Annotated in this window: 20 protein-coding genes; 6 read left to right on the top strand and 14 right to left on the bottom strand. The window is 60.4% G+C overall.

The window, feature by feature from the left end; genetic code table 11:
• The first annotated feature begins 117 nt into the window (after positions 1-117).
• Complete coding sequence (locus tag WDN02_RS00430; protein WP_337291624.1) at positions 118-1,014, top strand: UTP--glucose-1-phosphate uridylyltransferase; 897 nt, start codon at positions 118-120, stop codon at positions 1,012-1,014.
• On the opposite strand, the gene WDN02_RS00435 is transcribed toward WDN02_RS00430, so the two are convergent.
• Positions 1,011-2,606 carry an outer membrane beta-barrel protein gene (locus WDN02_RS00435; protein ID WP_337291625.1) on the bottom strand — a complete coding sequence of 532 codons (1,596 nt, stop codon included), beginning with the start codon at positions 2,604-2,606 and terminating at the stop codon, positions 1,011-1,013. The two genes, WDN02_RS00430 and WDN02_RS00435, sit on opposite strands and share 4 nt — an antisense overlap.
• 365 nt (positions 2,607-2,971) lie before the next feature.
• Here WDN02_RS00435 and WDN02_RS00440 point away from each other — a divergent pair, with 365 nt between their 5' ends.
• Genes WDN02_RS00440 through WDN02_RS00450 form a run of 3 tightly spaced genes read left to right on the top strand, consistent with a single transcriptional unit; the run spans position 2,972 to position 4,018 of the window.
• Entirely contained in the window at positions 2,972-3,496 is a 525-nt protein-coding gene (locus tag WDN02_RS00440; RefSeq protein ID WP_337291626.1) for a hypothetical protein, read from the top strand.
• A gap of 56 nt (positions 3,497-3,552) precedes the next feature.
• A complete protein-coding gene (locus tag WDN02_RS00445) occupies positions 3,553-3,720 on the top strand; it encodes a DUF3309 family protein (protein ID WP_337291627.1) in 168 nt (55 codons plus the stop codon).
• Positions 3,721-3,766: 46 nt separating this feature from the next.
• Positions 3,767-4,018 (top strand): hypothetical protein, encoded by a 252-nt coding sequence (locus tag WDN02_RS00450; protein ID WP_337291628.1) that lies wholly within the window; start codon positions 3,767-3,769, stop codon positions 4,016-4,018.
• Positions 4,019-4,024: 6 nt separating this feature from the next.
• On the opposite strand, the gene WDN02_RS00455 is transcribed toward WDN02_RS00450, so the two are convergent.
• The 5 genes from WDN02_RS00455 to WDN02_RS00475 form a co-directional block, all read right to left on the bottom strand.
• Positions 4,025-4,396: a hypothetical protein gene (locus tag WDN02_RS00455; RefSeq protein ID WP_337291629.1), complete on the bottom strand. Its 372-nt coding sequence runs from the start codon at positions 4,394-4,396 to the stop codon at positions 4,025-4,027.
• Positions 4,397-4,432: 36 nt separating this feature from the next.
• Positions 4,433-6,112, bottom strand: coding sequence for an APC family permease (locus tag WDN02_RS00460; protein ID WP_337291630.1), 1,680 nt, complete (start codon positions 6,110-6,112; stop codon positions 4,433-4,435).
• 296 nt (positions 6,113-6,408) lie between these two features.
• Positions 6,409-7,497, bottom strand: coding sequence for an alkene reductase (locus tag WDN02_RS00465; protein WP_337291631.1), 1,089 nt, complete (start codon positions 7,495-7,497; stop codon positions 6,409-6,411).
• Positions 7,498-7,649: 152 nt separating this feature from the next.
• Positions 7,650-7,904, bottom strand: a complete 255-nt coding sequence (locus WDN02_RS00470; protein WP_337294829.1) for a DUF2312 domain-containing protein — start codon at positions 7,902-7,904, stop codon at positions 7,650-7,652.
• A gap of 131 nt (positions 7,905-8,035) precedes the next feature.
• Positions 8,036-8,842 (bottom strand): N-formylglutamate amidohydrolase, encoded by an 807-nt coding sequence (locus WDN02_RS00475; RefSeq protein WP_337291632.1) that lies wholly within the window; start codon positions 8,840-8,842, stop codon positions 8,036-8,038.
• Positions 8,843-9,037: 195 nt separating this feature from the next.
• Between WDN02_RS00475 and WDN02_RS00480 the strand changes: the two genes are divergently transcribed.
• Positions 9,038-9,487, top strand: coding sequence for a DUF1036 domain-containing protein (locus tag WDN02_RS00480; protein ID WP_337291633.1), 450 nt, complete (start codon positions 9,038-9,040; stop codon positions 9,485-9,487).
• Positions 9,488-9,649: 162 nt separating this feature from the next.
• Entirely contained in the window at positions 9,650-11,068 is a 1,419-nt protein-coding gene (gene pyk / locus WDN02_RS00485) for a pyruvate kinase (RefSeq protein ID WP_337291634.1), read from the top strand.
• 44 nt (positions 11,069-11,112) lie between these two features.
• On the opposite strand, the gene WDN02_RS00490 is transcribed toward pyk, so the two are convergent.
• From WDN02_RS00490 to WDN02_RS00525, 8 genes are all read right to left on the bottom strand, one after another.
• Entirely contained in the window at positions 11,113-11,988 is an 876-nt protein-coding gene (locus WDN02_RS00490) for a tetratricopeptide repeat protein (protein ID WP_337291635.1), read from the bottom strand.
• A 69-nt stretch (positions 11,989-12,057) separates the two neighbouring features.
• Positions 12,058-12,183, bottom strand: coding sequence for a type B 50S ribosomal protein L36 (gene ykgO / locus WDN02_RS00495; RefSeq protein WP_115835752.1), 126 nt, complete (start codon positions 12,181-12,183; stop codon positions 12,058-12,060).
• A 305-nt stretch (positions 12,184-12,488) separates the two neighbouring features.
• Entirely contained in the window at positions 12,489-12,836 is a 348-nt protein-coding gene (gene grxD, locus WDN02_RS00500; protein ID WP_337291636.1) for a Grx4 family monothiol glutaredoxin, read from the bottom strand.
• A gap of 54 nt (positions 12,837-12,890) precedes the next feature.
• The gene (locus tag WDN02_RS00505) at positions 12,891-13,124 is read right to left on the bottom strand and encodes a BolA family transcriptional regulator (RefSeq protein WP_337291637.1); all 234 of its coding nucleotides are present in this window, start codon (positions 13,122-13,124) and stop codon (positions 12,891-12,893) included.
• A complete protein-coding gene (purL, locus tag WDN02_RS00510) occupies positions 13,124-15,343 on the bottom strand; it encodes a phosphoribosylformylglycinamidine synthase subunit PurL (RefSeq protein WP_337291638.1) in 2,220 nt (739 codons plus the stop codon). Before purL ends, WDN02_RS00505 begins: the two co-directional genes overlap by 1 nt.
• A 54-nt stretch (positions 15,344-15,397) precedes the next feature.
• On the bottom strand, positions 15,398-15,988 hold the full coding sequence (pth, locus tag WDN02_RS00515; protein ID WP_337291639.1) for an aminoacyl-tRNA hydrolase: 591 nt from the start codon (positions 15,986-15,988) through the stop codon (positions 15,398-15,400).
• Between the two features lie 130 nt (positions 15,989-16,118).
• Positions 16,119-16,793 carry a 50S ribosomal protein L25/general stress protein Ctc gene (locus WDN02_RS00520; RefSeq protein ID WP_337291640.1) on the bottom strand — a complete coding sequence of 225 codons (675 nt, stop codon included), beginning with the start codon at positions 16,791-16,793 and terminating at the stop codon, positions 16,119-16,121.
• 153 nt (positions 16,794-16,946) lie between these two features.
• Positions 16,947-17,699 carry a hypothetical protein gene (locus WDN02_RS00525; RefSeq protein WP_337291641.1) on the bottom strand — a complete coding sequence of 251 codons (753 nt, stop codon included), beginning with the start codon at positions 17,697-17,699 and terminating at the stop codon, positions 16,947-16,949.
• Positions 17,700-17,776: the final 77 nt, after the last annotated feature.

The raw sequence follows: 17,776 nt of genomic DNA on the forward strand, positions 1-17,776 counted from the left end.
AGTTGACGCTCAGTTGTTCTGCATTCTAAGTAAAAACCTCAGATTGAATTTTTTCTTAGCGTCCCTGCCTTTAAACGGACTTTCCAACAAATCGGACTTTCAACAGACGGACTTCCAATGAGCAAACGCGTACGCAAAGCTGTCTTCCCGGTCGCCGGCCTCGGCACAAGATTTCTGCCGGCCACGAAGTCCGTTCCCAAGGAAATGCTCACCGTCGTCGACCGGCCGATTTTGCAGCATGTGGTCGAAGAAGCCTATGAAGCCGGTATCGAACATTGCATTTTTGTGACGGGACGGAACAAGGCCGTCATCGAAGACTATTTCGATATGGCTTACGAACTTGAAGATATTTTGCTCAAGCGCGGCAAGACCAAAGAATGGCAGGCTTTGAAAGCCGATTTACCGAAGCCCGGCGCGATGAGTTTCACGCGTCAGCAAGCGCCGCTGGGCCTTGGCCATGCGGTCTGGTGCGCGCGCGACATTGTCGGCGATGAACCCTTTGCTGTTGTCTTGCCGGACATGCTGACCATGCCGAGAAAGACCGGCGGCAAGCGCTGCCTGGCGCAATGCGTCGAAGCCTTCGAGACGCACGGCGGCAATGTCATCGCGGTTGAAGAAGTCAAACCCGAGGAAACCCATAAATACGGCGTCGTCTCGGTCGGCGACAAATCCGACAGCACGTTCGAGATCACCGGCATGGTGGAAAAGCCGCCGCAGGGCACCGCGCAGTCTAATTTCATCATTTCGGGGCGTTATATTCTCTCGCCCGAAATCTTCTCGATCCTTGAGCGCGGCGAGAAAGGTTCAGGCGGCGAAATCCAACTGACCGACGGCATGAAGACCCTCGCGCACGATCAGAAATTTCGCGGCGTCAACTTCGACGGCCAGACCTACGATTGCGGATCGAGCCTCGGATTCCTCGGCGCCAATGTTGCCTTCGCGCTCGCCAGCCCCGATATCGCGCCGGAATTTCGCGCGCTGGTCAAATCACTGTTGAACGCGCCGCAGGATTAAAGCTGGAATTTCAGGCCGGCGAGAAAAACGTGGTCGATGTAATTGGTGAAGCCGGCTGTGCTGGTATAGCGCTGATATTTATATGACCCGGTGATCATGATGGACCGGGTCATATGATAATCGGCCTCGAACAGGCCGGAATAAAACTGATCGATCTCCGGCTGGCCGATATAATTATTGATCTGATATGTGCCAGTCGCCGCCAGCGTGAGATTACGCAAAAGATCATGTGAGATCTTCAGACTCAATGTATGCGCAACGACCGCAGATGAATTGGCAAGCGTCGTTTCGCCAACGTCTGTCGCTGCCGTGAAGGTCAATGTCGTCAGTGGCGTCGCATCGTAAATGAGACTGGCATTGACCGTCGGTGCACGGGCCACCGGCAAGCGCGGGTCGGCATAGAAACGTTGGTCGTAACCGACCGAGATGTCGCCAGTGAGAAGCCGCGTCACTTCGTAGGTTGTACCGACCTGGGCGAGAACGCCATTTGAACTTCGGTCGAAGCCGTCCACATCCTCTGCCGAGTCATATTGGTTCCGCGTGCCTGTCACTTGCACGTAAGGAATGAGCGCCGGCGTCAATTCATAAGAGATACGCCCGGCAAGACTGTAGGCGTTGTAATTATTCAGGGCGAGTTGAAGAACCGTACCGTCGGACTGTGTCGCGTTGCCAAAGAAATAATGCGCAAAGGCGCTGTTGATGCTGACCGAAAGCCGATTGAATTGCTGCGTAAACCCGAGCGTTTGCCCGATGCTCGCATAAAGCGGGCGGCTGGTGACGAAGACAGCATTCGGCACCGAGAGAAGCGGTGATCCCGGCGTCCCCTCCGTCAGACTGAACGTGGTTTGAAGATTGATCTGCGATTGCCGCGTGACGTCAATGCGGCCCGTGATCGTGCCCGAAGCATTGGGTTGATTGGCGGTAGGGTCGGTGAGGTAATCGTAATAGCCGCCGTGCAAATCGGCCGCGACGCTGCTTTGCGACCAATCCGATTGCACCTTGAGGCCCGTTTCGCCGTAAATATAGGGGGAGCCTTTGACATCGGTGTTGAGAAGATTTGGATTGGAATCATATCCGGTCGCGGTTTCGACATAGGGATAGAGACGTAGCGATCCGACGCCGACGCCAACCGCGTCGAACGGCGTGAGATCGGCCTTCGGCCGCAGCGGCTGCGGCAGAATGGGGATGACGGCAACCGTCGGTCCCGGGTCGGTCAGATCGGTGGGGAGATCGGCGATGCTGAGCCGCCGCAGCGAAGGGGCTGGCGCCGTCGCATAGGCTCTCAACAGCGGTAGCGGCCTCTGCCCGACCCGCCTGATCCTAGGCAATTGATAGAGCACCGATTTTTTCGGGCGTGGGCGACCGTAGTTGGTGACACGGCCCGATGCCGTGATCGGTGCGGGCAAGCCATAAGTCGCCGGAGGCGCGGCAATCGGATTGAGATCATCGGAGTCCCCCGCCCCGCCCTCGCCCGAAATGTCGTTGAGGCCCGGCCCTTCCGAGCCGCGCAATTCCGGCTGCGGCAGCGGTGCGGCTTGCATGACGGGTGCCTGCGCGTCGTCGCTGGAGGACGCCGGTGGCTCGGGCGTCATCCTCTGCGCCCAAGCGCAGCCATGCGTGGCGACGACAAAAAGCGCGGCCGCGGCTGCATTAAGGCAGAGTCTGGCTGAAACCGGCACACACCCTCGCTGTCGCAGCCGGAATTTGACGGGTTGGGGCGGGATCAGCGCGAAAAACCGCGAACAATTTCCGCATCCGCTCCGGTGGCTGCGACCAACGATGGTTAGGGGAACATGGTTAACGCCGCCTTAGCGGCACTGCAAAAACGTCTCGAAACGGGACGCGCGGCCGACCTGCACTTTCGCGATGCGCAGCGGAAGGCGCGGCAATATGCCGAGGGGGCGTGCTATCGTTTCGAGCAAACAGGAAAGCAAATAACAAATCGAGTTGGCTCTCCATGGAAGCGCCCTCATACAGCAAGCGCCTGATCGTCCCGCTCGTCGGTGCCGCGGCGGCAGTTCTCATAATCCTCGCGGTGCATTCTGTACGGCAATTCTTCTCATCGGCGCCGGAGGCAGCCGCGGCGCTACAAGAGGTGCCAGCAAAAAAGCTGCCCCCGTCGCTTTTCTTCCCCTCGCTCTATTGTGCGTTCAACGACTTTACGCACCAGAGCATCGTCGTAGCTTTCGATTTCGCCGACGCTTTCCCAAAGGGCGCACCGCCCCGTTTCGATGAACGCTACGAAGGCACGCGCGACGGCACGCAGAGGTTCGCTGCCGATCAGAGCCCAACCTGGCCTTATGCCCATGACGACGACGGAACGCCGACAATCACATCGCCGGATGGCGCAACCCGCATCGTGCTCTACGGGTTAAAGCTCGACACCGGCGGCATTTTGCTTATCGAGGCCGGCATCCGAAGCAATGATTTTCGTAATCTTGATGGCCAATGTCGCCAGGCCAATTTCGGTGGCCGCCAGTGAACGGAACTCAACCCTTGCTATTGCGTTGATGATCACACTCGCACAGGTGGCCGCCCATGAGCTTGCTTCTCATCATCGTCCTCATCCTTCTGTTCGGCGGAGGGGGCGGCTACTACGGCTATAACCGCGGCTATTATGGCAACAATGGCCTGGGCTGCTTCGGGATCATCATCATCCTGCTGATCGTGTTCGCACTGTTCGGCCACCACTCACATTATTATTGAGTGACGGTCCATCCGCTTGTCACCACCCGCATTGCCGGAGAAAAAAATGAAACCCCGCGTTATCGCATTCGTCGGATTGATCGGTCTCCTGTCTTTGCCTGTTGCCGCGCAAGCTCAGGGCTTTGTGGGAGGCGCTGAGGAAGGCGCACACAGGGGCAATCAAGCCGCGGGACCCGTCGGAGCCGTCGTTGGAGGCGCTGTCGGCGCCGGTGTCGGGACGGTCAACGGTGCACTGGGCCTCGGGTATCATCACCATCGCTGCTATTGGCGACACGGCTATCGGCATTGCCGTTACTGAAACCGGCTAGAACGGGCCTCGTTTCGCCAAAGCATCGAACTGCCGCGAAAGATTTGCTGTCCGCGCTTGATAAGCTCCAGTCAGACATTTGACGTCACTTCCGCACGCATTGCGAACAACTATCCATTTCTGTTGTGCGTCAATGATGTCGCCGCGATGCCCCATCGCGACGAGCGACGTCAGAAGTCCATAGAGTGTCGCAAGGCGCGCCTCGTCTTGCCCAAGGTCATAGTTTCCGCAGATTGCCTTTTCGGCCGGGATCGAAGCCTTGCTGCAATTGAGTGGCGCATAAGAGGCTGTCTGGCCGAGGCAGGACGCGGGCATGATGGCCGAGCCAAGCAGAACGACGAGAACGACGAGACGTTGATGCACGGCCATTATGCCCTCCCAAGGCAAGTACAATATTCAGCGGCCCTAAACGTTTCCGCCGCCATCCCCCTCATGCGCAGGCAGGCCGATAAGCTCCAATATTTTAGCGCCGCGTTGGTCGCGAAGATTGCGCGCTTCGGCCAGCGCAATCTCGAAGCTCGGCTTGCTGCCGCTCATGATCTCGCTACCAGCCACGTTTTTGTATTTGATGACCCACGCCGCCGCGCCGGCGGCACTATCGCGAATTAAAAATTCCGGGCCGGCATCGGTGAAAATTTTCGGCGAAGACATGGCTTCGTCTATCAGCGCGCCATCCTGTGCAGATGGCGCTTTGGGACGTACAAATTTGAGCAGCACGCTGAAAATGGCGAAGGGGATGACAACGAGAGGAAAGAGGAGCGGCAGCAGGCCGACCAGCGTCGCATCGCTCGTCGCCAGGAACTTGAAATAGATCCCAACAAAAATCGTCGCGCAGATAAGACCGATAGCTCCGAACCACGTCGCAAGCATCACCCATGACGGCTCGCCCCCATGGCGGCGCAGATAAACCAGGATGGCAATCGCCGCAAAGGCTTGCAGGAAGATGATGCCAAATGAGCCGATGCCGATCAGAACCGGAACGCCGGCCTTGAACGGATCAAGCCCCGTCAATGCGAATGGTATGACGGCGATCAACGTCATCACGCTGACGGTCATGCTGGCGCGATGCGGTGCGCCGGATTTGGGGTGCGCTTCGCCAAACCAGGGCAGCAGCAGCCATTCCCGGCCGAGCGCAAAGATATAACGCGCCGCCGCGTTATGGATCGCCAAATAAGAGGCGAGAATTGAAAAGCAGACCAATACGCCCATGATGTCCGTGAGGACTTCACCGCCATAACGCGTAAAGATGTTGAACATCAATTCGCCGGTCTCTTTGTTCGCACGGACGGCGATGGCGTCGGGCTCGATGGCGCCGACCGCGACCCATGCGGTAAAGAGATAAAAGATCGCGATGGATATGACGGCGGTATAGGTCGCGACTGGAATCGAGCGTTTTGGATCGCGCGCTTCCTCGCCGTAAAGCGCGGCGGATTCGAAGCCGACAAAGCATGTGAACGCAACCATCAGGCTAACGCCCAGACCCGGTGTGAACACGGCATGCGGACTCCAGGCATTTGCCGGCAACGCGAGAGAGAAACCTTTGGCGTGGATCACCGCGATATCGAAGATCGCCAAAATGATCACTTCGCCGATCATCAGCGCGCCGAGGATAGCGGACGACAAATCAATCGATCTGTAGCCCAGGACTCCGACGATGAAGATGCCGACAATTGCGTAGACCAGCCACGGCAGACGCAGCCCGGCCTGGCCGAGAACCAGACTGGTGAAATATCCAAAAAAGGCTGCCAGACCGAAGGTGAAGGCTAGATAGGCAACGAGCGCGATATAGGCGGAACTTACGCCCAGCGTCGTGCCGAGCCCTTCGGTGATGTAGGTGTAGAAGGCGCCCGTGGCGACAATCCGGCGGCTCATCGCTGCATAGCCGACTGCGAAACAGAGAAGAATGATGCCCGCGATCGCAAACGCGCCCGGCGTTCCGGCGCCATTGCCGAGACCCAGCGCGATCGGAAGATTGCCGATCATCGATGCAAGCGGGGCCGCAGCCGCGATGACGAGGAAAACGATGCGGGACGTCGAGAGCGAAGCTCGCTCTTTTGGCGATGGAGAAATCGGCGTGCTGGTCATTCAGTCTTGATATGTTGCAAAGGATTCACCGCGATCTTTAACGATCGAATGCCCTTGCTGTATAGACCGTATTAGGGATTGACGACAATCAATGCGCGCTAGGCGAGGCCGCCGCCGGTAAGCACGCGCGGTTAGCGGTCCTCCCCCGGGAGTCCAATCGGGAAGACCGCTAACACTTCTTAGCATTGCACGTACAACGCTATTCGCCACGGGGCAGTAAACAATTAGCTGGAACGTGAACGACACGACATGACAAAAGACACACGCTAGACAGATGGGTCATCCATGCTTCGCATTTACGTTAATGCTGGGTAATCCGTGTAGCCGTGCGCGTCCCCGCCGTAGAACGTCGCCTTGTCGGGCGTGTTCAACGGCACATTGCGGCGCAGCCGTTCGACGAGATCTGGATTCGCGATGAACGGCACACCGAAAGCGATGAGGTCGGCCCGGTTCGCGTCGAGCGCTTCGACCGCCGTGTCGCGCGTGTAGCCGTTGTTGGCGATGTAAGCGCCGGAAAACGTCTTGCGCAGGCCCACATAATCAAACGGCGGATCGTCACGCGTAACGCCGGCCGTCCCTTCGACGAGGTGAATGTAAGCAAGACCGCGCGCGCTGAGCTTTTCGATCAGCGGGAAATAGACTTTGGCTGGATCGGAGTCGGAAATGTCGTTGAACGCACTGACCGGTGAGAGCCGGATGCCGACGCGTTCGCGCGGCCACACAGTCAGGATCGCATCCGTCACCTCAAGCGCGAAGCGCAGGCGATTTTCGACCGAGCCGCCATATTCATCCGTGCGGTGATTGGTCTTGTCCTTGAGGAATTGCTCGATCAGATAGCCATTGGCGGCGTGAATTTCGATGCCGTCGAAACCGGCTTTCTTGGCGTTCTCCGCAGCCGCTACGTAATCGCCGACAATCGACTTGATCTCTTCGACTGTCAGGGCTTGCGGCTCGGAGAGGTCGTCAAAACCGCTTGCAATGAAAGTCTTTCCGTCGGCACGGATTGCGGACGGTGCAACCGGAGCGGCGCCATGCGGCTGCAACGATACATGCGAGATGCGGCCGACATGCCAAAGCTGGATGAATATTTTACCGCCAGCGGCATGAACCGCATCGGTGACTTTCTTCCAGCCTTCCACTTGCGCCGGCGTGTAGATGCCCGGCGTCCAGATATAACCCTGCCCCTGCTGCGAAATCTGCGTGGCCTCGGTGACGATGAGCCCCGCCGAGGCGCGCTGGCGATAATATTCGACGTTGAGTTCGTTTGGCGCATCAGTGCCGTGGGTCGCGCGGTTGCGCGTCAGCGGCGCCATGACGGTCCGGTTTTTCAAATCGATGTCGCCCAGGCGAAAAGGCGAAAAAAGGATGCTGGCGTCCTGAGTCATTCCAAAACCTCTTGGCGAAGGGCAATCCGGCCGAGACGGCGGATCGCCCATGAATGCCGCGCCTTAGCTGCGGCTGGCTCGAGATAGGAACGTCTGCAGGAATTTGTAAGCGGCCACATGCCCCCGCCAGCTTCACACGATCTCGTGAGGCTTCACGCCATATTGAGCGCCTGCATGTAGAGATCGAGAATTGCCTCCATCTCCTTGCGTTCGGCGTGGTCCTGCTTGCGGATTCTGACGATCTGGCGAACCACCTTGCTGTCGAAGCCGCGGCCCTTCAACTCGGCATAAACCTCGCGAATATCGTCGCTCAGCGCCTTTTTTTCTTCTTCCAGCCGTTCGATCCGCTCGATGAATTGCTTCAATTCCTCGCCCGCAACGCCAGTCTCGGCGATATCTGCCGTCATGTCGGACTTATCCTGATGTCTTTGTTTGTTAGCTGTGCGGGCCATGGAGCCTCCACGTTTTCGTGGGTCCCGCTTGCGGCTCCCGCGCCCCAAAATCAAGCTTGCAGCGGCGAAATCCCCGCTATTCTGGTCTATCGGCGGCCGCAGACCGCGCGGCTTGAGCCAAGGGCGATCTCGTGCATCTCCGGCCGTGTCAGGATCGGCGACAGCACATCGGCCAGAAGATCGGCCCAATCGTGCGCTGTCTCGGGGGTCGCGACGAGATCCTGCCGGACTTCGATGAGGAGCCCTGCAAGGCCGCGGGCGGTGACATGCTCGTGCAGCGTATCGCCCGGCAGCGCGCCGTCGTAAGGCTCGTTGTCGCCCACGACAATACCGCGCGCCTCGAGCGCCGCCATCAGCGGATGCGGCAAACGTGGATCGTTGTCCCAGAGAATGCCAATCTGCCAGGGCCGCGGCGTGCCGTGCCAGACGGGGGTGAACGTGTGCACCGAAATCACCGCCGGAACGGGGCCCCGCGCCGAGAGCTTGGCAATCATGTCGTCGATGGCGGCGCGATAGGGCTGCCAGTAAAGTGCGCGGCGGCGCCCGATTTCCGCGGCGTCGATGCGGGCATTGCCCGGTATCAGGCGGCGATCCGAAAGCCGCATGACCAGCGTCGGGTCTTTCGCGCCGCGATTGGGGTCGATCAGCAGGCGCGAAAAGCGCGTCAAAAGGGCCGGCGCGCCGAGCCGCGCGGCGAGCCTTCGGGTAAGATCGGCAGCGCCGATGTCGTAGCCGATGTGGGCCGCCAGGTCGGCTGAAGCCATGCCAAGCGTGCCGTAGCTTTGCGGCAGTGCGTTGCTCGCATGATCGCAGAGCAGCAAGACACCTGCATCGGCGCGTCCTTCGATCCGTTCGACCGGCTCGAAACCGTCGCTGCTCAATTCTTTCGCCATGAGCTATTTTCAAAGGGCGAATCGCATGGAGTCAATCTCCACACATCATTGGATCGATCTTTGGATGAAGCGGTACCGCAGCCAGATTTCGCTTGCCTGCCGGGCGCGCAGGTCCGCTATTCTGGCTCGACTGGCGCGCCTCCCGAGATGGCCATTGTTGCGTCAAAGTTTTCGCCTTGGTCTAGAACCCTCCGCATGAGTCCATCACGCAAAATATTCAGGCGCGGCCTGACGCTTCTGCTCTTCGGGTCGGCCGCGCTCGGGGCCACGCCCGTACGCGCCGACTTCCGCCTCTGCAACATGAGCGAGAATCGCGTGAGCGTCGCGATCGCCTACACCGACGGCAGCCATTGGGTGAGCGAGGGCTGGTGGAATTTGAAGGCTGGCGCCTGCGACAACCTCGTCCGCGGCTCGCTCGCCTCGGAATATTACTATGTCTATGCGATGGACGAGCGTGGCGCGGAGTGGAAGGGTAAGGCCTTCATGTGTACGGCCGACCACGAGTTTCGCATCACCGGGCGGCAGGATTGCTTCGTTCGCGGTTTCGATCGGACCGGCTTCTTCGAGGTTGATACCGGACGGGACGCCCGCAACTGGACTGTGCAATTGACCGATCCGACGAATCCCGGACACCGGGGCCCCTGATCCGCTACGGCCGCGCCTTGCTGACTGACAGCAGTTTATTTCCCATTGGCTTCACCAAAGCGCACAAAATTTCATCTAAGGGATGATTTATGCGGGGAATTCGTATTAAAGCCGCAAAGATCGCCTGTCGAACGTCGCTTGAAATTGTTGAAGGAGACTCAAATGCGACGGCTGCGCCGCTGCAAGATCGTCGCGACCCTGGGTCCGGCAACAGCCCAACGCTCCGCCATTGGCGATTTATTCCGCGCCGGTGCCGACGTGTTTCGCATCAACATGAGTCATGCGAGCCATGACGACATGCGCGAACGCGTGCTGGCCATCCGCTCGCTTGAGCAGGAATTCGGCCGCCCGATCGCGATCCTGCTCGATTTGCAGGGACCGAAGCTGCGCGTCGGCCTGTTCAAGGATGGCGCTGTCGAACTGAAACGCGGCGATATCTTTGTCTTCGATTCGGATCCGACACCGGGCGACGCGAGCCGCGTGCATCTTCCGCATCCCGAAATTCTGGAAGCGCTGCGGCCCGGCCACAACATGCTGGTCGACGACGGCAAGGTGCGTTTACACATCACCGAAGCTTCGCCGAAGCGGGCTGTGGCCGTGGTCGATGTCGCCGGGCGCGTCTCCAACCGGAAGGGCGTGAGCCTTCCCGATACGGAAATCCCGCTCGCCTCGATGACGCCGAAGGATCATGCCGACCTGCTCGCGGGCCTTGAAGCCGGTGTCGATTGGGTCGCCGTCTCCTTCGTCCAGCGCGCTGAAGATGTGGTCGAGGTCAAGAAGATCGTCGGCAACCGCGCCCTGGTCCTCGCCAAGATCGAGAAGCCGCAGGCGATCACCCGGCTCGAAGAAATCATGGAAGTCTCCGATGCCTTCATGGTCGCGCGTGGCGATCTTGGCGTCGAAATGCCGCTTGAGAAGGTTCCCGGCCTGCAAAAGCGCATCACACGCATTGCGCGCCGCCTCGGCAAGCCGGTCATCGTCGCGACGCAGATGCTCGAATCGATGATCGCCCTACCGGTGCCGACCCGCGCGGAAGTGTCCGACGTTGCCGCAGCCCTGTTTGAGGGCGCGGATGCCATCATGCTTTCGGCGGAAAGCGCCTCGGGCCGCTATCCGATCGAAGCCGTCGCGACAATGAACAAGATCGCCGAAGAGGTGGAGCACGATTCTTTCTATCGCCAGATCCTCAACGCGCAGCGCCCGGCGCCAGAGGCGACCGTTGCCGACGCCATTGCAACGGCCGCACGTGACGTGGCTGAAACGCTCGATCTGAAGGCGATCGTCGCCTGGACGTCGTCAGGCTCGACAGCGTTCCGTATTTCCCGCGAGCGGCCAGAGCCGCCGGTGCTGGCGCTAACGCCGAACCGCGATACCGCCCGCCGGCTTGCGCTGATCTGGGGCGTCCACGCGGTCGTCACCGACGACGCGCAGGATGTGGACGACATGGCGGCGCGCGCCTGCGTGATTGCTGCAGCCGAGGGTTTTGCTTCCCCCGGCGAGCGGATCATCATCGTCGCTGGCGTGCCCTTCGGCTCACCCGGCGCGACCAATATGGTGCGGATCGCCTATATCGAGAAATAGAGTGGTCGCGAGCGGAGCGACATTCGCTTCGCCCGCAATGACGACTAAATATCCCGCCCTTCGATGTCGGTCTTGAGCTTCTCGACGATCGATTCGATCTCGGGCTGCTGCGGATCGAGCGCCAGCGCCTTGCGGAAAGAATCGAGCGCGCGCTTGTCGAAGCCCTGCTTCTCATAAATGAAGCCAAGTGCGACGAGCGCCGAGAACTGCCGCGGCTCAAGCTTTAAAACCTGCTGGAAATCACCGATTGCGCCATTGAGATCGCCGCCGAGAAGCCGCGTTGCGGCGCGCTTGTTCCAGGCCTCAACCCAATCTGGTTGGAGCGCGACGACTTTATCGAGCAAGACGAGCGCCAATGGCAGATTGCCGCCCTGCTGTGCCTCAAGCGAGCGCTCCATCAACAGGCTCGCGGTGTCCGAATCGGATTGCATCCAGACATGTTGAATCGCCATCGCGATTCCCCCCGCCTCGTCGGGATCGTGGGCCGTCGCCAGCTTTTTAAATAGCGAATCGAGGGCCTGCGTACGCAGCGCTTCGTGCGTCGGCTGCGGCGCCATTGCCTGTTTCAAAGCCTCGGCACGCGCGGCCTTGGCTTTGGCGGCGCGGGTCGCCGCATTTTCCGGCGGCTTTTGCTGAGGCAATTGATGATGCGGGGCGAGCGAGCCGTCGTCGTAGGCAGGTGGCTGTCCAAGGCCCTGCTCGGGACCGACATGCAACTCGCGGCCGTCAGACCCGAAAATATGGATGCCCGGCGGCAGCCGCATCGGCGGCATGCCGGGCAATTTCAAGACTTCGCTTGAAGAGCCATCAGGCCATTGCGCATTATCGTCGTCATCGCCGGCGAAGACATGGCCGATCGTCAGCAACGGAAAGGCAGCGGCGGCGAGCAAAACCAGCCAGGGCGAAGGGCGCAGACGCATCGGCTCAAACTAGAGGAGAGCCGGAGAATGTCAAAGAACGTGCGCGCGAGGAGCTCCGGCTTGAGAATATCAGCCTTGCCGAGCTTTGTAGCGCTTCTGCACCTTGTTGATGATGTAGACGCGGCCCTTGCGGCGCACCAATTGGTTGGCGCGATGACGCTTGCGCAGGGACTTCAAAGAATTGCGGACTTTCATGACCTCAGCCTAGCAAATCGAGCCGGCGGCAGGGCCGGCAAAATCGGGATTTCGGGAACGCCTGTTCAGACCTGATGGCGTCGCGCCGGGCCGGCTCAAGCTAAAACGCGGCCCAAATCCCATTCTCGATTCAGGATCGATTTCGATCCTGAATCGAGAATGGGAGGGAATTTGATAAGTTAGAGCGGGATTCTTGCGAAAAACCGCTCACACTTTTTCGCATCCCGCTCTTAGGCCGCGTGTCGTGGCGGTGCTATGCCCGATTTTGCGGGCTCAATCAAGCCCGCAGGATGAAGCTTTGGCGCTTAGGCTTGGGCAGCGGCAGGGGCTTTGAACGCGATGCCCTTTTCGCCGAGCGCCGTGAACAAGTCACCGTTCTGGAACATCTCGCGCAGGATGTCGGCGCCACCGACAAATTCGCCCTTGAGATAAACCTGCGGAATCGTCGGCCAGTTCGAGAAGCTTTTGATTCCCTGACGCAATTCGTCGGTCTCAAGGCAATTCACGGCTTTGAAATTGACGTCGATATAGCGGAAAATCTGCACGGCCTGATTGGAGAAGCCGCATTGCGGGGCGTCCGGCACACCCTTCATGAACAGAACGACATCGTTATTGTCGACAATCGACTGAAGCTGCTCGTTGATATTGGACATGCTCGGTCCTTCTTTGATCGTTTACGCTCTGAGGCGCGATAAGGCGTATATCCGCTATTTCGGGGCGGAGGTCTGCAGTTGCAAGGCGTGCAGTGTGCCGCCCATGTGGCCGCCGAGGGCTTTGTAGACGAGCTGGTGCTGTTGCAGCTTGGATTTGCCGGCGAATTCTTGCGAGACCACGCTCGCCGCATAATGATCGCCGTCCCCAGCCAAGTCCTGGATTTCGACCTTGGCGTCGGGAATCGACGCGACGATCAATTTTTCGATCTCGGCCGCGGCCATCGGCATCAGGCATGCTCCTCAAGAATAAGCTGACCCTGCATATAATCCGGCAGCCATGAATCGTGCTGGCGCCGCAGGTCGTTAAGCAATATGGCGGCGCCCCCCGGAATGGTCAACGCGTCGCCGCCCGTTGTGCCGATCGCCTGGCACGGAATACCAAGAGCCTTGGCGCTCGCAACGATATCGGCGGCAGCCTGCGGCTTGCAGGTCAGAACGTAGCGCGCCTGATCCTCGCCAAAGAGGAAGGCGTGCAGAGGAATCTCGGTCGTGAGGTCGATTGAAGCGCCTACGCCGCCGGCCAGCGCCATTTCCGCCAGCGCGATGCCAAGGCCGCCTTCGGAGAGATCGTGCGCAGCAGTCAGGCCGCCCGCCCGGACGAGGCCGCGGACGAAATCGCCGGCCTTCTTTTCGGCGGCAAGATCGACGGGCGGCGGTGCGCCCTCCTCGCGGCCGCAAATTTCACGTAGATAGGCCGATTGACCAAGCCAGCCCTGCGTCTCGCCGATCAGCAGGATCGTGTCACCGGCATTTTTGAAACTTAGCGAGACGGTCTTCGTGACGTCGTCGAGGACGCCGACACCGCCGATGGCTGGAGTCGGTAAAATCGACCCCTCGGGGCTCTCGTTGTAGAGCGAGACATTACCGGAGACGATCGGGAAATCGAGCGCCCTGCAGGCTTTCGCCAAACCTTCGACCGCGCCGACGAATTGCCCCATCGCCTCGGGCTTTTCGGGATTGCCGAAATTGAGATTGTCCGTGCAGGCGAGCGGCAGTGCGCCGACGACACAGAGATTGCGCCAGGCTTCGGCAACCGCCTGCTTCGCGCCCTCGAAGGGATCAGCACCGCAATAATTCTCGTTCACGTCGGTCGTCAGCGCCAAGCCTTTAGGGCCGTCGCCAAGACGGATCACCGCGGCATCGCCGCCCGGCGCCTGCACCGTGTTGCCGAGGATTAGATGGTCGTATTGCTCATAGACCCAGCGCTTCGAGGCGAGATTGGCGCTGCCGATGAGCCGCAGAAGCGCGTCGGCGTTGGAATTGGGGGCCGTGACATCTTGCGGCCGGATGATCGGCTGTTTCGGCGTTGGGACATGCGGACGATCGTAACGCGGCGCTTCGTCGCCAAGCTCCTTGATCGGCAGATTGGCTTTCACTTCGCCATGATGTTTGACGACAAAGCGCAGATCGTCGGTCGTATGGCCGATGATCGCGAAATCGAGACCCCATTTGCGGAAGATGGCCTCGGCCTCGGCCTCGCGGCCGGGTGCCAGCACCATCAGCATCCGCTCCTGGCTTTCCGACAGCAGCATTTCATAGGCCGTCATGCCGGGCTCACGGCATGGCACCGCGTCGAGATCGAGAAGGATGCCGAGATCGCCCTTGGCGCCCATTTCGACGGCGGATGATGTGAGACCGGCGGCGCCCATGTCCTGAATGGCGATGACCGCGCCCGACTTCATCAACTCGAGACAGGCTTCGAGCAGCAACTTTTCAGCGAACGGATCGCCGATCTGCACGGCCGGACGGCTTTCCTGCGAATTCTCGTCGAAGGCCGCCGACGCCATGGTTGCGCCATGGATGCCGTCGCGCCCGGTCTTGGAGCCGAGATAGACGATCGGATTTCCGACGCCCGTCGCCTTGGCATAGAAGATGGCGTCCTTTTCGGCGATCCCGACCGCCATCGCATTGACGAGAATGTTGCCGTCGTAAGCTTTATGGAAGCGCGTCGAGCCGCCAACGGTCGGCACGCCGAAACTATTGCCATAGCTGCCAATGCCGGCCACGACGCCGCCGACGAGATGACGCGTCAGCGGATGCTCCGGCGAACCGAAGCGCAGAAGATCGAGACAGGCAACGGGGCGCGCGCCCATCGTGAAGACGTCGCGCAGAATACCGCCGACGCCGGTCGCGGCGCCCTGGAACGGCTCAATATAAGATGGATGATTGTGGCTCTCCATCTTGAAGACGCAGGCGAGCCCGTCACCGATATCGATGACGCCGGCATTTTCGCCCGGTCCCTGGATGACCCACGGCGCTTCCGTCGGCAATTTGCGCAGATGCAGCCGCGACGATTTATAGGAACAATGCTCGTTCCACATGGCCGAGAAGATGCCGAGTTCGGTGAAGCTCGGCGTCCGGCCGATGAGCGCGACGAGGCGCTCATATTCATCCGGCTTCAGGCCGTGCGAGGCAACGAGTTCGGGCGTGATCGCGGGTTCATTCATGCGCGCTTCTTAGTGAGGAATGAGACTGGCGTAAACTTACTTTGACCCGTGCAGCTATTCCTCCGGCAGCACGCCCGAGTCCTGCATCGCCAGAAAAATCTTGTTCTGGAAATTGTTGTCGGCCCCGTCAGCGAGATAGCCGGCATTGGCGGCAATCGCCCCGCACATGGCATCGACCCAAGGCTGCTCGGCCTTGGCGAAATTTCCCAACACATAACCATGCACACGGGCTTTGTCGCCCGGATGGCCGATGCCGATCCGCACGCGGCGATAATTGTTGCCGACGTGATCACTGATCGAGCGCAGGCCGTTGTGTCCGGCATTGCCGCCGCCGATTTTGACCCGAAGTTGCGCGGGTTGCAGATCGAGTTCGTCATGGAAGACGACGATGTCGGCGAGATCGATCTTGTAAAAACGCGACGCCTCACCGACCGCGCGGCCGGAATCGTTCATGAAGGTCTCGGGCTTCAGCAGGATGATCCGCTCGTCCCCGATCGTGCCCTCGCTCGTCTGGCCCTGAAAACGGGCGCGGAACGGCGCGAACGGATGCCGCCGGCTGATGGCGTCGGCTGCCATAAAACCGATATTGTGGCGCTGCCCGGCATAGGCGCGGCCGGGATTACCGAGGCCGACGAAAAGCTTCATGCGGAGAGGCCGGCAGGCGGAGCGGGATTCGAAAAAATGTGAGCGGTTTTTCGCAAAAATCCCGCTCCAATTTTTTGAAGCAATTTTTTGAAGTCGGTGCCGGACGGCTGATGCCGCCCGGCTATTTTCATTACTTCTTCGGCTTGGCCGCGGGCGCGGCCTTGGCGTCGCCACCAGCAGCGGCGGGCGCAGCCCCTGCTGCGGGCGCAGCCGCGGCGGCAGCCGGGGTCTCGGCGACGGCGACAGGCGGAGCGATGGTCGCGATGGTGAAGTCATGCTGCGTATCGACCGGTTTGCAGCCGGGCGGCAGCGTGATCGCCGAAATATGCACCGATTCGACAATGTCGAGCTGGCCGACATCGACGGTGATCGCCTCGGGAATGGCATCCGCCGGGACCTTCAGCTCGATCGAATGGCGCACGATGTTGAGCGTGCCGCCCTTCTTGATGCCGGGCGAGGTTTCCTGATTGATGAAATGCACCGGGATCGCGACGCGTAACGTCGAACCGGCTTTCAAACGCAGGAAATCGACATGCAGCGGCCGGTCGGTGACGCGGTCAAGCTGATAGTCGCGCGGAATCACGCGCTCTTTGGCGCCCCCGACGTCGATGTCGTAGATCGTCGTGAGAAAGTGCCCGGCATAGATGAGCTTGTTGACTTCGCGCCATTCGAGCGAAATCGACTGGGCGGGATCGCCGCCGCCATAGATGACAGCGGGAATGCGGCCTTCACGACGAACGCTGCGAGCGGCCCCCTTGCCGCCAACGCTGCGCGCCGTGGCCGCGAGAGTTTTGGTCTCGGCCATAGCACTATCCTTTGATAGAAATCGCGGCCCTCGCCTCCAGGGGTGTCGGAAACAGGCCGTGCGGGCTTATAGAGGGAGGGGGCCTCAAGAGCAAGACCGCCCGCGGCGAGCGCGGACGGCCTTTGTTTGTAGCAGGTTCGGCCTGATCGAGACTCAATTGCCTTTTGGCGTCGCCGGGGCCGGCTGGCTCTCCTGCGTTGCCTGGGCCTCAGCCGCAGCCTGGGCCTGAGCCACGTCCGGGTTCGCCGCCAGATAATCGGCATAGGTGCGCCCGTCGTAGTCCACCGACGTCGACATCAGCGTGACCTGAGCCGGGGTCATCTGGGCGCCCGAAGATTGGGTCGGCGCCAACACCGCCTGGGAGCCAGTTGTTCCGACCGCCGCACTGGCCGATTCCTTGGTGCACATGTCCGAGAAGACCACTTTGCCGTCCGGCGTATAGGTCTTGAACAGGCAGGTGCAGGGACCGGGCGCCGGATCAGCGGCGACTGCGCCGACCGAGGCAACACCGACGCTTGCGACGGCCACATCTTCGATCACCCATTGCCCGCCACGAAACACCCAATGCCCATGCGGGTGGTGGTGGCCGTGCCAAACGATCGGCGGATAAGGATGGCGCGGCGGGAAAGGATAGCCCGGACCGCGACCACCCTGCCCGCCGCCATGGCCGCCACGGCCGGGGTTGTTGAGGATCGGGACGATCCGGCCGCCACCGTGACCGAAGTGACCGCCGCCGAAATGGCCTCCGCCAAATCCGCCGGCGCTGATGCGGGTGAAACCGCCGCGGCCGAAGCCGCCACCGAAATGACCGCCGCCGAAGCCGCGGGCGTCGGCAGATTCTGAAACCAGGCTGCTCGCCGCGACAACGATGGTGGCTGCGAGAGTGATGATGATTTTGCGTGACATTGGTTTTCTCCGCGTTTGCGAGTTGCAATGCCCGTTGGTCGAAGCGCCGCGGAGAAAGGTTCAAACGTCAGGCGGAA

The sequence above is a fragment of the Methylovirgula sp. genome (assembly GCF_037200945.1).
In the GTDB taxonomy this organism is placed as follows: domain Bacteria; phylum Pseudomonadota; class Alphaproteobacteria; order Rhizobiales; family Beijerinckiaceae; genus Methylovirgula.

What these genes read in the sequence shown, in the direction of transcription:
- WDN02_RS00525 (WP_337291641.1), bottom strand. Translation starts at nt 17,699, where the DNA reads ATGTCACGCAAAATCATCATCACTCTCGCAGCCACCATCGTTGTCGCG.
- WDN02_RS00455 (WP_337291629.1), bottom strand. Translation starts at nt 4,396, where the DNA reads ATGGCCGTGCATCAACGTCTCGTCGTTCTCGTCGTTCTGCTTGGCTCG.
- WDN02_RS00480 (WP_337291633.1), top strand. Translation starts at nt 9,038, where the DNA reads ATGAGTCCATCACGCAAAATATTCAGGCGCGGCCTGACGCTTCTGCTC.
- WDN02_RS00465 (WP_337291631.1), bottom strand. Translation starts at nt 7,497, where the DNA reads ATGACTCAGGACGCCAGCATCCTTTTTTCGCCTTTTCGCCTGGGCGAC.
- pth (WP_337291639.1), bottom strand. Translation starts at nt 15,988, where the DNA reads ATGAAGCTTTTCGTCGGCCTCGGTAATCCCGGCCGCGCCTATGCCGGG.
- WDN02_RS00435 (WP_337291625.1), bottom strand. Translation starts at nt 2,606, where the DNA reads ATGACGCCCGAGCCACCGGCGTCCTCCAGCGACGACGCGCAGGCACCC.
- WDN02_RS00450 (WP_337291628.1), top strand. Translation starts at nt 3,767, where the DNA reads ATGAAACCCCGCGTTATCGCATTCGTCGGATTGATCGGTCTCCTGTCT.
- WDN02_RS00460 (WP_337291630.1), bottom strand. Translation starts at nt 6,112, where the DNA reads ATGACCAGCACGCCGATTTCTCCATCGCCAAAAGAGCGAGCTTCGCTC.
- WDN02_RS00520 (WP_337291640.1), bottom strand. Translation starts at nt 16,793, where the DNA reads ATGGCCGAGACCAAAACTCTCGCGGCCACGGCGCGCAGCGTTGGCGGC.
- WDN02_RS00505 (WP_337291637.1), bottom strand. Translation starts at nt 13,124, where the DNA reads ATGCCGATGGCCGCGGCCGAGATCGAAAAATTGATCGTCGCGTCGATT.
- grxD (WP_337291636.1), bottom strand. Translation starts at nt 12,836, where the DNA reads ATGTCCAATATCAACGAGCAGCTTCAGTCGATTGTCGACAATAACGAT.
- WDN02_RS00470 (WP_337294829.1), bottom strand. Translation starts at nt 7,904, where the DNA reads ATGACGGCAGATATCGCCGAGACTGGCGTTGCGGGCGAGGAATTGAAG.
- WDN02_RS00430 (WP_337291624.1), top strand. Translation starts at nt 118, where the DNA reads ATGAGCAAACGCGTACGCAAAGCTGTCTTCCCGGTCGCCGGCCTCGGC.
- pyk (WP_337291634.1), top strand. Translation starts at nt 9,650, where the DNA reads ATGCGACGGCTGCGCCGCTGCAAGATCGTCGCGACCCTGGGTCCGGCA.
- WDN02_RS00475 (WP_337291632.1), bottom strand. Translation starts at nt 8,842, where the DNA reads ATGGCGAAAGAATTGAGCAGCGACGGTTTCGAGCCGGTCGAACGGATC.
- purL (WP_337291638.1), bottom strand. Translation starts at nt 15,343, where the DNA reads ATGAATGAACCCGCGATCACGCCCGAACTCGTTGCCTCGCACGGCCTG.
- WDN02_RS00440 (WP_337291626.1), top strand. Translation starts at nt 2,972, where the DNA reads ATGGAAGCGCCCTCATACAGCAAGCGCCTGATCGTCCCGCTCGTCGGT.
- WDN02_RS00445 (WP_337291627.1), top strand. Translation starts at nt 3,553, where the DNA reads ATGAGCTTGCTTCTCATCATCGTCCTCATCCTTCTGTTCGGCGGAGGG.
- WDN02_RS00490 (WP_337291635.1), bottom strand. Translation starts at nt 11,988, where the DNA reads ATGCGTCTGCGCCCTTCGCCCTGGCTGGTTTTGCTCGCCGCCGCTGCC.
- ykgO (WP_115835752.1), bottom strand. Translation starts at nt 12,183, where the DNA reads ATGAAAGTCCGCAATTCTTTGAAGTCCCTGCGCAAGCGTCATCGCGCC.